This is a genomic window from uncultured Polaribacter sp. (assembly GCF_947501385.1).
In the GTDB taxonomy this organism is placed as follows: domain Bacteria; phylum Bacteroidota; class Bacteroidia; order Flavobacteriales; family Flavobacteriaceae; genus Polaribacter.
Genome location: NZ_CANMVP010000025.1, coordinates 52,724 through 66,606 on the forward strand (window position 1 = coordinate 52,724; position 13,883 = coordinate 66,606).

Here is a 13,883-nt window from a genome sequence, read left to right on the forward strand (position 1 = left end):
ACTTATAACAACATACTTTTTATTTAGAAATACAGAAAAATAGAATAAGCTTGTTTTCTTTGATATTAATTAAACATTAACTAGCTTATTATGAAAAAAAAGATACTTAAAGGGATAGCTTTATTCTTTATTACTTTTCTAACTTTCCATGTAAAATCACAAAATGCTACATTTAACAACAATGATGGAGATAATCTCTGGAGCAATACTGCTAATTGGGATACAGGAAGTCTACCAACAGGTGTTGCTACAATTAATACAAATGTAATTCTAGACGGTGATTATACAATCACTAAATTAGAAACATCAAACGGTGTAGCAACAGACATTACAATTTCTGGAACTAACACTCTAACAATTTCTGATAATGCAAACCCATATCTTCATAATAAGTTAAACGGAATTTTAACTATTAATTGCAATTTAGAAGTACAAGTTACAAATCAAAGTTTAGATGCTAGGTTTTTAGATGATAATAAAATTATTTTTGGAGGCAACAGCACTATAATCTTAACAGAAGCAACTAAAATTAGAAATTTTAGTCAAAATCCTTTAGAGTTAAATGGTACTTTAATTGGCTCAAAAAACATAATAGTTTCTAATGCAACAGGAAATGCGCAAGCTGGTGGTATTACTTTTGGTAATACTGCAGATAATTCTAATTTTACTGGTAATATTTTAGATTTTACAGAAGATATCGTATCAAATATTGTAGCGCCAAACGTATTTACTTCAACCGATGCGGTAATTCAGTTTAGTGGTGTTGGTGGTTCATTAACCTTAAACGGAGAAAATACAATGTTAGGAAGTATCTCTAGATTAGGAGCAAACAATGGGCAACCTACAATAAATTTTAATGCAAATCAAAACAATATGAAAGCATTGACTTTAATAGGCACAAGTGCAGGAAATGCTTTAGCTTTAAATATAAATACAGCTGTAAGCAAAATTATATTTAATGATTTAGATCTAAATACGGGCGCTAATGATGGTATATTAAATATCATAGGTTTTAGAGACGATGTTTTAAAATTTGGTGTAATATTAACTCAAGACCAATTAGATGCAATACAGATTGATGGTGTTGCAACTGCAGGATTTCTATCTCAAAGAGCTAACGGTTATATTGTAAAAACAACTACGTTAAGTGTAACTAAAAATAATTTAGAAAATGCTTCAATATATCCAAATCCGGTAAGAAATAATTTATACATAAATAGTCCAAAAAATAGCAAAATTACACTCTACAATACCTTAGGTTCAAAAATAAAGTCGATTATAAATTCTTCTGGAAGTACTACAATAGAAGTAGATAATCTAACTAAAGGTGTTTACATTATTAGAATAAATGCCGATGAAAAAGTAAAAACTAGTCGTGCAATTATTAACTAATTATTTACTTAACTCTCACAAAATAAATTCTAGAATAAAAATAAACGTCTCTATTATGAAAAAAAATAATTTTAAATATTTGTTTTTAATACTACCACTATTCTTTAGTTGTTTTACTACAAATTGTCAAGTTGAAAACTTTAATAAAAATGCTTGGAGTTTTGAACCAACATCTGGAATCACCTATATAAGTAATCCAACTTCACACCCTAAAAAACCAGGACCAGGAAATATTGTTGAAGCATTCACACAAATAAATAAAAATAATAGTAAAAGCAAGGAAAGTTTTTTTTATCAATCTTCAGAGCAATCATATACAGGAAAACAAAGCCTGTTAGCAGACTTTAATGAGTTAAAAGCTACTCCAAAATTGCAAAGTTTTAGACCAAATAAGAAAAATAAAAATATTGGAAATTTTGATATTAAATCTACGGGTACCTATAAAGCATCCATTTGGGTTTACATGACCACTTTAAAGAAAGGTAAAATAAGATTCAATTTGGGAAAAGGTGGCTATAAAAATGTAAATTTTGATTTTGATTTTGATTTAAGTACCGTAACAAAAGTAAATACTTGAACTAAAATTTCTGTTGAAAAAAATATGGAAGAAGGTGCTAAACTTTGGGCTACTGTCTATTTTGTTGCTCCTTTTCCCAAAAACTCAAAAATATATATCGACGATTTCACGATAGAAAAACAACCAAAATAACTATTAATAAACTTAAATATTATGAAAATAAATAAACTTAAAAAAATCATTTTCCTTATCTTATTTACATTTAGTATTTGTCAAGTCAGTAGTCAAGTGACTGATTTTAATATAGATACTTGGGGTTTTGAGCAAACCTCTGGTATTGAATATGTAAATAATTCTTCTAGCTTTCCAGATGCTCCTGGACCAGGAAATATTGTGGAGGCAATGACGCAATTAGTGAGTGGAAGTACAACAAATATTTTTATACAGTCAAGTGACGCTGCTCACAATAGTTCACAAAGTATGTTAGCAGATTTTAATGTCTTAACAGACAGTCCAAAACTACAGAGCTTTAGACCTTCTGGAGCTAACGATCTTATAGGTAATTTTACCACAGGTTCAACAGGGGTTTACAAAGCTTCAATCTGGATTTATATGGATGCTTTACAATCTGGAACAGTAAGATTTAAAGTGAATATTGGTAGCATAACTGCTGTAAACTTTGATTTTGATTTAAGTACAGTCACAAAAGTAAATACTTGGACTAAAATTTCAGTAGAGGAAAGTTTGCAAGCAGGAACCAACTTATTTGCAGAAGTAACTTTTATAAATTCAGTAACATTAATAGCTTCAACAACGAAAGTATATTTAGATGATTTTAAGTTAGAGAAAGTAACCACAGAAACCTGGACTGGTACAACTGATTCAGATTGGTTTACAACTACAAATTGGGATACAGGAACTATCCCAACAGAAGCATCAACAGTAGTAATACCTAGCGCTCCTGCAAATCAACCAGAAATTACAACAGATAGAGGTGCTGTTGCAAATAATTTAACAGCAGATAGTGGTGCAAGTTTAATAGTAGAAAACGGAAGTTCTTTACGTGTAGGAAATACTGCTTCTGGAGATATTACCTACAACGTAAATGTCGCAGATACCAATTGGCATTTAATTTCTTCTCCTGTTGATGGTGAGCAATATGATAATACTTGGATTGCAAATAATAATATTCTTGCAAGTACAACTCCAGGAAAAACAGATAATAGAGCAATTGCTACATACAACAATACAGTTGCTTCTAATAATTGGGATTATTTTAGTGCCAATCCAGGCACACCAGTAACTTTCGGATCGGGTATTGGCTATTCTTTAAAAAGAATAACTGTAGGAAACTACACATTTACAGGAACGTTTCCTACTTCTAATGTAACTCCTACTATTTCACAAAACTCAAGTAACTGGAATTTAGTAGGAAATCCTTTTCCGTCTTTCTTAAATATTTCAAATTTAATAACGGCAAACACCACAAATTTATCTCCTGCAAATCAAGCAATATATGTTTGGAACGGAACATCGTATCAATCATTAACAACAGGATACCTACAACCAGGACAGGCTTTTTTTATAAATTCTAATGTTGCTTCTGGAGCTTTAGAAATATCAGAAGGTTTACAGAGTCACGAAACTGGAGTTACATTTTACAGGACTAATAACACAGAGCAAAGAATTGTTTTAAATATTTCTGATGGAGAAACATTAAAATCTACCGAAATTAATTACATAAAAAATAAAACTATTGGTTTGGATCCAAGATTTGATATTGGTCTATTTGATGGAGTCACATCAGATTTAAAATTATATTCTATTTTAGTTAGTAATGATAATGAAAATGCTTTTGAAAAACAGGCATTACCAAATGCTAGCTTTGAAGACTTAATAATACCGATTGGAGTGAAAGCAAAAGAAGGAAAAGAAATTACTTTTTCTGCAACAATTTCTAACTTACCTGAAGGAATTGAGTTGTTTTTAGAAGATAGAATTGAAAATATTTTTATAAAATTAGATGAAAATAATACTTTTAAAACTACGCTTTCTTCAGATTCAGATGTTGTTGATAGATTCTTTTTACACACTTCTCAAAGATCATTAAGTATAAATGAACCAATTTTTTCAACCAGTATTTCAATCTATCAATCAGATAGTTCTACATTAAAAATGACTGGTTTACCAGAAGGCGATTCAACCGTTCTAGTTTATGATATTTTTGGAAGACAAATAGTAAAGAACTCTTTTACCTCAAGCAATACCAAAGAAATTAAATTACCAAACTTTACTACTGGGATTTATTTGGTAAAATTAAATACTGTAGAAGGTACAACTACAAAAAAAATAGTTTTAAGATAATCTAAAAGAATAAAGATGAAAAAACAAATAGGTAAAACTCAAAATAGAATTGAAGAAATTTCTAGAAAAGATGCATTAAAAAAAATAGGAAATTACAGTAAATATATTGGCTTAACTGCATTGGGCACTTATTTAATATTAAGTCCACAAAAAGCACAAGCTCAAAGTCCTGAAGCACCTGGAACAGGCTTTTAAAAAGGGTTATTCAGAAATTAAAAAAGCATTGTTTTCTTTAAACAATGCTTTTTTTAAATATTCCATCTTACTGCAATGTAAAAAGGATTAAAAAACCACAAAATAATTAAGTAATAAAAGTTTGTTCTTAATTTATGTATTATGATTTCAAAAAGGAAAGTTTTAAGATGATGAAAGAAAATAAAATTAAAAATACCATATTTCTAATTCTAATATCACTTTTTATATTTGGCTGCTCTAGTTCAACAAAAGGTGATAAAAAAATCAATAACAAACCAAATATAATATTATTTGTTACAGACGATCATGGTTTAGATGCTTTAGGAGCATATGGTAACAAAGTAATAAAAACCCCAAATTTAGATAAGCTAGCTTCAGAAGGAATCACGTTTTCTAATGCCTATTGCACAAGTGCAAGTTGCACTGCAAGTAGATCTGTAATTCTCTCTGGAAAGTTTGGTCATGCTACAGGATCTTATGGACACTCACATAGTTATCATCACTTCAGCACGTATAGTAATGAAACTTCGCTACCAATTATTATGGAGAAGTATGGTTACCAAACAGCAAGAATTGGAAAATACCATATAGCCCCAGAAAAAGTATATCATTTTAATACAATTTTAGAAGCAGATCCAAGAAATACAATCGAAATGGCTGAAAAAAGCAAACCAATACTAAATTCTGAAAAACCATTTTTCTTATATTTTTGTACAGATGACCCACACAGAGGAAAATCTACAAATCCTAAAAAATGGAATGCTCCTAATAGTTTTGGAAATAAAAAAGAAGGTTATAAGGGTACAAAACAAATCACTTATAAACCCAATGAAGTTTTAGTCCCATCTTTTTTATCTGACACTAAAGAAACAAGAGAAGAAATTGCAGAATATTACCAAAGTGTATCTAGAGTAGATCAAGGTTTTGGTAAGTTAATGAAGCTTCTTAAAGAATCTGGAAAAGCAGAAAACACAATTGTAATTTATATTTCTGATAATGGAATGGCTTTCCCTGGCGCAAAAACAACGGTTTACGAACCAGGAATTAAACTCCCCTGTATTATAAAGGACCCAACAAGAGATCTAAAAGGAATTACAAATAAAGCATTAATTTCTTGGGTAGATTTAACACCAACAATTTTAGATATGGCAAAAATTGATTATAATAAAGCTAAATTTCATGGAGAATCTTTCAATTCAATTTTAGAGAAAACAAATCCAAAAGGTTGGGATGAAATTTATGCCTCACATACATTCCATGAAGTTACAATGTATTACCCAATGAGAGTCGTTAGAAATAAAAACTATAAATTAATTTGGAATATTTCTTGGCGTCAAGAATATCCTTTTGCATCAGATTTGCTAGAATCTTCCTCATGGCAAAGCATTCAAAGAAATAATCTAACAAATTTTGGAAATAAAAAAATTAATAATTTTCTATTTAGACCACAATTTGAATTATATGATCTAAAGAAAGATCCTAATGAATTGAATAACTTGGCATCAGAAAAAGAATTTGAAACAGTTTTTATCTCTTTGAAAAGTAAGTTAAAAGAATTTCAAATAAATACAAACGATCCTTGGAAAATTATTTGGGATAAAAATCCTCTGTAAAAAACTTAGATACAAAGTTTATTTTTTGATTCAAAAAAACACTTATTTCCCAAACAATACATTTTATAAATGTAGAACTACATTTACAATCGTACTTTTAAATTTATTTGTAGTAAATTAATTTAATTTCAACATTACTTCTATGAAAAAATTTTTATTGATAATAATACTAATCTCGTTAAGTACTAACTCTCAAAATGATACTTCAAAACCAAATGTAGTTTTCATTATGGTGGATGACCTAAATGATTGGGTTGGTGCTTTTGGAGGAAATCCACAAGCCAAAACACCTAATATAGATGAATTAGCAGCAAAAAGTACTATTTTTAAAAATGCATATGCGCCAGCTCCTTTATGTAATCCATCTAGAACCAGTATTTTAACAGGGTACAGACCTTCTACAACCGGCGTTTATGGAAATTCTGAAATATTTAGAACTGTAAAAGGTTTTGAAAATACAGTCACTCTTCCACAATATTTTGAGAAAAACGGCTATAAAACTGCCGCTGCAGGAAAAATATTTCATAGTCCAAGAGGTGGTTATGGAGAACCTAAAGCAGGAAGTGATCCTGGTTCTTTTCAACAAGAAAAAAGAGGAGGAATTGGAACGAACTATCCACCAAAAGACAAACAAAATAAGAATAGTTTAAACCTAAAAAAATACGGAGTTAAAGGATATTTCTCTAGGGCTTTTGACTGGTTTGAATTAGAAAGTGAGTTTAAAGAAAATGCAGACTATCAATCTGCAAACTATGGTGCAAATTTTTTAAAAGAAAATCATAACGACCCTTTTTTTCTTGCAATTGGTGTTTTTAGACCCCATTTACCTTGGTATGCTCCAAAAGAATTTTTTGATTTATACAAAACAGAGGATATTAAAATTCCTAAAACGCTAAAAACAGATTTAGATGATGTTGGCAAAGTGGGAAATAGAATAGTCAAAAAAAATGTACACCAATCTATCTTAGATAATGGAAAATGGAAAGAAGCTGTTAGAGCATATTTAGCTAATATTTCTTTTGCAGATGCTTGCATTGGTCATTTATTAAATGCACTACAAAATAGTAAATATGCAGACAACACCATTATTGTTTTAATGGGAGATCATGGATGGCATTTAGGAGAAAAAGAACATTGGTCCAAAAATGTATTGTGGGAACGTTCTGTAAAAACACCTTTATTAATTTTTGATCCAAGGGATGGCAAACCAAAAGTAAGCACATCTATAGTTTCATTATTAGACGTCTACCCTACTCTTTTAGAAATGACTAATCTTCCAAAAAATAATAAATTAGAAGGAAAAAGTATTTATAGCATTTTAAAAAATCCTGAAAAAAAAATAAATGAGTTTATATTAACTTCTAAAAATGATGGTATTCATTCTTTAAGAAGCGAACATTACAGATATATAGTTTATAAAAATGGATTTGAAGAATTATATGATCACAGAAAAGATCCTAATGAGTGGAATAATATTGCTAAAAATTCTTCAGAAAAAAAAGTACTACAAGAGTTTAGAAAAGAATTAAAAACACTTTTAAAATAATTAATACCCATTTTATAATATGATGAAGATAACATTAAAAACTTGGGGTATTTTCCTCTTAATTTTTTTTAGTTTATTTAAACTAAATGCTCAAGATTTACAAAACAGCGCTGTTTCAAAAATTAAAGATTTAAGAAAACTTATAAAGAAAGCTGAGCAAAAAAACATTAACGTTTTAAAAGAAGAAACCACCATAAGAACAGCAGAAATATTCTTAAAATTTGCTGCTTGGGATGAAAAAAATATCAATAAAAATGAGCAGTTTTACATAAAGGTAAAAGGTGATTTTAAAACAAATGCAGCCAAATTAGCTAAAGATTTGCCAAACTTCGAACGGAAAGAAATCAATATAATGCTAGATAAAGCCATTAATGAATTACAATCTCTTGTTGATGGTAAAATCTTTAGACAATCAAGTGTAAAAATCGATTGGAGCAAAATAACGCTAGAAAATGATCATTTATCTTTAAACAACAAGCCAATTTTTATAAATGACTACACTTGGAAACCAAAAACCAAGGAATTAACAGAATTTCATGGCGATATTGATGGTTTTTACATCGCTCCAACTTATGTGGTAAACCAAAATGGAAAAGTAAGGCCTAATGTTTTAGAGAATATAGAAAATAAACCAAATTCAACTCCTGGTTTTGTTTTTTTAAATCACAAGAGAGTTCCAAAATGGTCAGAAAAAGTATATGGACCAAATTTTAGTATGCGCAAAAACACCTATATTGGTTATGATATTGACAATCCTGGAGGAAGAAAATTACAAAGCGATTTATTTAGTGAAATAGTTCCTAGAATCGCTGAAAAAAAATTTAGTCAATTAGGTTATATGCTGTGTAACGAACCACACTTTTTTACACAAGCAGATGCTACAAAAAATAAATTACCTTGGGCTTCTGGTTCAGTATCTAAATATTCTATTCAAAAATTTAGATTTTGGTTACAACAAAAACATCAAAATATAAGCGCTCTTAATTCACTTTGGGAAACAAATTTTATCAATTTTAAAGATGTTGAAATTGAAATTCCTATTGATATCAGTTTACAAGGAAAACCAATTTGGTTTGATTGGATGTCTTTCAATATGGATAGAGTTACCGATTGGTTTCAATTTTTAAAATCAGAAATTACAAGACATGATGCTAATGCAAAAGTCCATGTTAAAGTAATGCCAGTTTTATGGACAAATAATAAAAGAAGTCATGGAATAGATTTAGAAGCAATAACAGAATTAAGTGGAATTGTAGGTAATGATTCTGGTGCAGAACACAAATTTATTTGGGGAAAACCACATGAATGGGATAAAACCTACGCTTTTGATTGGAGAGAACTTTGTATGGGATTTGATTTTATGAAATCTGTAAGTCCAAATAAAATCAACTTAAATTCAGAATTACACTATTTATCAACCATAAAATCAAGAGATTTATATTTAGATCCAAACTATGCAAGAGCCACTTTCTGGCTGGCACATAGTTATGGTATGGATGCAAGTGTAATTTGGTATTGGCCTAGAAAAGCAAATGGAGAGGTAAAACCATCATCAGATTTAAATGGTTATGGTGGTTCTGTTACGCAACAACCAAGAGTTACCAATGAAGTTGCTATGACTTTAATAGACTTAAATTCTAATGCAGAAGAAATTCTAAAAATGCAAAGACAGCGAAAACCTATCCGTCTTTTTTATTCTAAAACTACTGCAATTAATGAAAAAAAATATATGGATACTCTTTTTGGTTTGTATGAATCTTTACATTTTGAAGGAACTTCTTTAGGGTTTGTTACCAAGAACATAATTGAAAAGCAAGACTCCAAAAATTGGGATGTTGTACTGGTTTACAACACACCATTTGTTACAAATGATGAGGTAAAATCTCTTCAAAATTATTTAAATGCTGGAGGAACTGTAATTATTGATGATAAAAGTTTATTAAAAAATGAGTACGGTTTAACATCTTTAGCTTTAGATGAAAGTAAAGGGACATTGATAAAATTAAATTCAATTACTGAAATTAAGGAAAAAACGTTAGCTATTTTAAAAGAGAAAAAGTCGCTTCCAGAAATAAAAATTGAAGAAGAAAACGAAATTGGTAAAAAGGGCTGTATTTGGAAAGTGGTAAAAAACGAAAAGGGAAATCAAGTATTGTCTATTGTAAATGTTGGAAAATCTAATGCAAAACTTAAAATTTATTTAAATGAAAATACTTCTTTTGTTTGTAAAGATGTTATTAACGGAATTGCTGTTTCATCAACTCCTATTTTAAAACCTAATGAAGTTTATTTTGTAGAAGTAATAAAAAATTAAATAGCTAAAATAATTAGATAGGAAATAAAAATACTATTAAGAAAAGAGAAAACGTAAGTGGTCTAAACTCCATTAAATAAGTTTTTCATTATGAAACAATTATCTATCAAAAATCTATTTACTGTTAGTTTAATGCTGGGATTATTTTTAATCTATAAAACAAATGGGCAAAAAAACAAAGCTAATAAACCTGATAGCGTAATTCAGTTTCCTAATATTCTCAATTATAAAACAATTGTATGCGATTTTCATCAGCATACCGTATTTTCTGATGGCGAAGTTTGGCCAAATATAAGAGTTTTAGAAGCACAAAAAGATGGTTTGGATGCTATTTCTATGACAGATCATATAGAATATTTGCCTCATAAAAAAGATGTTCTTTTTGTTGATAAAAATAGATCTTATGAAATTGCAAAAAAAGCATCAAAAAACACAGATGTTATAGTAGTAAGAGGAGCTGAAATAACAAAAAGATTACCTTTTGGTCACGCTAATGCAATTTTTTTGAAAGATGGAAATAAATTGGTAAATGATGATATAACTGCGGTACTAGAGGAAGTTAAAAAACAAGATGCTTTTGTGTTTTGGAATCATCCAAGTTGGGTAATACATAAAAAAGATGGTGTTGCAAAATTAAGAGAAATTCATCTTGAGTTATTAGAAAAAGGATTGTTAAATGGTATAGAAATAGTCAACAACACTACCTATTCAGAAGGTGCTTTTCAAATGGCAATTGATCATAATCTTACTATAATTGGTGCCTCTGATATTCATAGTTTAGTTGATTGGAAATATAACATAAACGAAGGTGAACATAGACCAGTAACTTTAGTTTTTGCAAAAGAAAAAACGGAAGAATCAATAAAGCAAGCTTTATTTGATAGAAGAACTGCAGTTTGGTTTAAAAATACTTTGATAGGAGATGTTACCTATATAGTTCCGCTAATCAAAGAGTCTTTAAAAATAGTTAATATTGAAAACTACAGGAAAAGTCATCTTGTGTTATCAATTTCTATTGAAAATAAGTCTGATGTAAATTACATACTAAAAAATAAATCTGAATTTAATTTACATTCGCATGCTGATATTCTTACCATAAATGCACATATGACTACTATTATCCAAGTAAAAACATTAAAACAACTGACAGAGTTTGATTTAAAATTCAAAGTTTTAAACACTTTAATTGCTCCAAAAAAGCATCCAAGTGTTACTTTCAAGATCAAGGTTGAAAATAAAAAATAGGCTAAAAAATTGCCAAATTTTATTGATAAAAATGATGCGTTAATTTGATGAAGCAACAGACAGTCAAAACTAATTATTTATAAACATTACTATTGAAAAGTTTTCTTCATTTCAGAAAAAAAGTTGACAATTATAATTGGTTTATCTATATCATTATATCTTTTTCAGATAATTTTTAAAAATACTATTTTATTTATTTTCAGACACATAAGATTTATTTAAAGCGAAGTATTTATAATTTTAAAAGAATAATTTAATAGTACTAAATTAAAAATCTTATAATTATGAAAACAAATTTTACTATTTCAATCAAAAAAATTAAAAACTTAAAAACGAATCCATTTTGGCAAAATTTTGAAAATTTTTTTACCATTCTCATATTATTTATTTCATCAATAAACCTTGTAGCACAAGATGAAGCAACCTATTACACACAGTTTGATTGGGTTGACACAGAAACTCTAAATGTTACCAATAAATTAGATAATACTGGATACATTAATGGAGATGATAGCTCTAAACTACAAGCGTTAATAGACGCAGGAACGAATCTAACAAACGGAGTAAAAAAAGGAAGGAGAATTCAAATCACTGCAGGAAATTATTATTTTAAGAATATAAAATTAAGATCAAACATACATTTAAGAATTAATCCTGGTGCCAAAATATTTATTGCAAACCCAGTTGATAGTATTCGATTAAATTTATTTTTACTCGGTCAAGATAATTTTGCAGACGGTAGAATTAGAAATGTAAGCATTACCTCTACATCAGCAACTAGTAGGTATGCAATTGATTTTAGACCCAATAATGTAAATGAAGCTACTGCATTTAAAATCGGTAATATTGAAAATTTCAAAATTTCAGGAATTAACATAAGAGATAAAAGAACAAAATATCAGGCTATTGGTTTAGCACCAGCATTAGGTATTACCTCAAACAATAATGAACGTCCAATAAAAGGATTAATTAAAGATATTAAGCATTTTGATGCAGATTATGGTTTTGGACTAGTACAAATACATAGTGGAAAAAATATTTTCTTTAAAAATTTAGAAAGTATAGGGGGTACAACATTAAGAGTTGAAACTGATTATAGAGATGGAGTTAATGAAGCACAAAATGTAATTGTAGAAGATATTGTTGGTAGAAACATTACTTGTGAAAGGGGAAATAGTGCAGTAACACTATCTCCACATGAGCGCAATAATGGGAAGGTAGATATTCGAAACATTACAGCCAAAAATTGTGGTTGGGCAGTTAGAATAGAAAACTCTTTTGAGGAAATCCCAGGGGTTAAGGAAAGAGGTGAATTTGGACCTGGTACCATTATAAAAAATGTAAACGTAACTTATGGTTGGGGTGCTGTAGTTAAAAAATCTCATCTGTCTAAATTCACCTGTACTCAAAGTGGTCCTAATCAATTCACAGGATATACAATAGAAGATCAACCTTTATTTGATATTGTAATTTCTGGAAGCACTCGCTATAAAGGACAATCTATTGCTGGTGCACTTTATGATGCAGATTACGATGACAACGTGAATTTTACTCCAAGTACTGATATTACAGTTGTACCAAATGGATTTACTAAACCAAACGTAATTACTGAACCTGTAAATTGTAGTAGTAAAACATTAACTTCAAAAGCAATAAATAACGATAGGTCTCAATTTACAGTTTATCCTAATCCTGCTGAAAGAGAAATTAACCTAACTACTGATGGTAAAATTAAAAATATACAAATTTTTGATCTCAGTGGAAGGCAAATTATTTCACATCAACCATCAATTGACAATGAAGCATCTATAGACGTTAGTCAAATGAAAAAAGGAATGTATGTAATACAAACAGTTTTAGAATCTGGTAAAAAAATCACCTCTAAGTTTGTGAAAAAATAGATTTAATTATTATATCTTTTATCAATTAGATAAATTTAAAAATCTCAAATAAATAATTTATTTGAGATTTTTTTGTAGAAATAACCAAAAATAATTTAAGCTATTTTTTATTTTTATTACAATTAAACCAATCGTCTTTTTGATTGTTGTAATCTTTGATAAAAATGTGTCTTCCTTTTAATTCAGATTGACCGTTTAAAATGGTTATTTCATTTTTATCAAACTGAAATTTATAATTCGTTTTATCTATTACAGCCGCTATTGAAGGTCCAATGTAGGTTTTATTCCCTTCAAATATGTTGGGGTTCAACATTATTTTATTTCTTAATTCACAAGGCATATAATAATTAAAATGCTTGGGTTTTAGTTGTGCATTTTTATCAGTGAACTTTACATTAACGTTGGTAATTTTACTTTCTGAACTAAAGCTTCCATTACGTAATGTAATCCCTTTTTTTGCTGCAGCTTTTGCATCCCATTTATCTATATATCCTTTTTCAATTCTTACAGCAAAACCACTACCTATCGAAGTTACATCATCAACTATTACTTTTCCGTTTTTAACAAAGTGAGGAGAAAGCATTACAGCACAATTTCCATTTTCTGATATAATGTTTTTTCCGTAAATCTCATCTGAAATCGTAAATTTTGAATCGTCTAGTAACGTGTAATTGTGTGTTTCCACTCTTAACGTTGCTCCTCCTAAACCATATAAATTTTTTGAGTTAGTCATTTAATTTCCGTATATTTAAGTCAATAAAACTAGGATAATGGAACAATTTGAAGGACAAGATAT

General features: G+C 28.9%; 10 protein-coding genes. 9 read left to right on the forward strand and 1 reads right to left on the reverse strand.

Features of this window, described 5'->3' with window-relative positions; all coding sequences use genetic code 11:
- The first annotated feature begins 90 nt into the window (after positions 1–90).
- The 9 genes from Q0998_RS15450 (at position 91) to Q0998_RS15490 (ending at position 13,087) form a co-directional block, all read left to right on the forward strand.
- On the forward strand, positions 91–1,392 hold the full coding sequence (locus tag Q0998_RS15450) for a T9SS type A sorting domain-containing protein (RefSeq protein WP_299671415.1): 1,302 nt from the start codon (positions 91–93) through the stop codon (positions 1,390–1,392).
- Positions 1,393–1,447: 55 nt separating this feature from the next.
- Positions 1,448–1,969: a hypothetical protein gene (locus tag Q0998_RS15455; protein ID WP_299671418.1), complete on the forward strand. Its 522-nt coding sequence runs from the start codon at positions 1,448–1,450 to the stop codon at positions 1,967–1,969.
- A 153-nt stretch (positions 1,970–2,122) separates the two neighbouring features.
- Entirely contained in the window at positions 2,123–4,273 is a 2,151-nt protein-coding gene (locus tag Q0998_RS15460; RefSeq protein ID WP_299671420.1) for a T9SS type A sorting domain-containing protein, read from the forward strand.
- Between the two features lie 15 nt (positions 4,274–4,288).
- The gene (locus Q0998_RS15465; RefSeq protein WP_299671422.1) at positions 4,289–4,468 is read left to right on the forward strand and encodes a hypothetical protein; all 180 of its coding nucleotides are present in this window, start codon (positions 4,289–4,291) and stop codon (positions 4,466–4,468) included.
- 167 nt (positions 4,469–4,635) lie between these two features.
- Complete coding sequence (locus Q0998_RS15470; RefSeq protein ID WP_299671424.1) at positions 4,636–6,081, forward strand: sulfatase; 1,446 nt, start codon at positions 4,636–4,638, stop codon at positions 6,079–6,081.
- 142 nt (positions 6,082–6,223) lie between these two features.
- Positions 6,224–7,627 (forward strand): sulfatase, encoded by a 1,404-nt coding sequence (locus Q0998_RS15475; RefSeq protein ID WP_299671426.1) that lies wholly within the window; start codon positions 6,224–6,226, stop codon positions 7,625–7,627.
- A 19-nt stretch (positions 7,628–7,646) separates the two neighbouring features.
- Positions 7,647–9,941 (forward strand): beta-galactosidase, encoded by a 2,295-nt coding sequence (locus Q0998_RS15480; RefSeq protein ID WP_299671428.1) that lies wholly within the window; start codon positions 7,647–7,649, stop codon positions 9,939–9,941.
- 90 nt (positions 9,942–10,031) lie between these two features.
- Positions 10,032–11,186: an Sb-PDE family phosphodiesterase gene (locus Q0998_RS15485; RefSeq protein ID WP_299671430.1), complete on the forward strand. Its 1,155-nt coding sequence runs from the start codon at positions 10,032–10,034 to the stop codon at positions 11,184–11,186.
- 284 nt (positions 11,187–11,470) lie between these two features.
- Positions 11,471–13,087: a T9SS type A sorting domain-containing protein gene (locus Q0998_RS15490; RefSeq protein ID WP_299671432.1), complete on the forward strand. Its 1,617-nt coding sequence runs from the start codon at positions 11,471–11,473 to the stop codon at positions 13,085–13,087.
- Between the two features lie 100 nt (positions 13,088–13,187).
- On the opposite strand, the gene Q0998_RS15495 is transcribed toward Q0998_RS15490, so the two are convergent.
- Positions 13,188–13,820 carry a hypothetical protein gene (locus Q0998_RS15495; protein ID WP_299671434.1) on the reverse strand — a complete coding sequence of 211 codons (633 nt, stop codon included), beginning with the start codon at positions 13,818–13,820 and terminating at the stop codon, positions 13,188–13,190.
- Positions 13,821–13,883: the final 63 nt, after the last annotated feature.

Bases quoted from the DNA above. Each gene is read 5' to 3' on its own strand.
- Q0998_RS15450 (WP_299671415.1), top strand. From the start codon at position 91: ATGAAAAAAAAGATACTTAAAGGGATAGCTTTATTCTTTATTACTTTT.
- Q0998_RS15455 (WP_299671418.1), top strand. From the start codon at position 1,448: ATGAAAAAAAATAATTTTAAATATTTGTTTTTAATACTACCACTATTC.
- Q0998_RS15460 (WP_299671420.1), top strand. From the start codon at position 2,123: ATGAAAATAAATAAACTTAAAAAAATCATTTTCCTTATCTTATTTACA.
- Q0998_RS15465 (WP_299671422.1), top strand. From the start codon at position 4,289: ATGAAAAAACAAATAGGTAAAACTCAAAATAGAATTGAAGAAATTTCT.
- Q0998_RS15470 (WP_299671424.1), top strand. From the start codon at position 4,636: ATGATGAAAGAAAATAAAATTAAAAATACCATATTTCTAATTCTAATA.
- Q0998_RS15475 (WP_299671426.1), top strand. From the start codon at position 6,224: ATGAAAAAATTTTTATTGATAATAATACTAATCTCGTTAAGTACTAAC.
- Q0998_RS15480 (WP_299671428.1), top strand. From the start codon at position 7,647: ATGATGAAGATAACATTAAAAACTTGGGGTATTTTCCTCTTAATTTTT.
- Q0998_RS15485 (WP_299671430.1), top strand. From the start codon at position 10,032: ATGAAACAATTATCTATCAAAAATCTATTTACTGTTAGTTTAATGCTG.
- Q0998_RS15490 (WP_299671432.1), top strand. From the start codon at position 11,471: ATGAAAACAAATTTTACTATTTCAATCAAAAAAATTAAAAACTTAAAA.
- Q0998_RS15495 (WP_299671434.1), bottom strand. From the start codon at position 13,820: ATGACTAACTCAAAAAATTTATATGGTTTAGGAGGAGCAACGTTAAGA.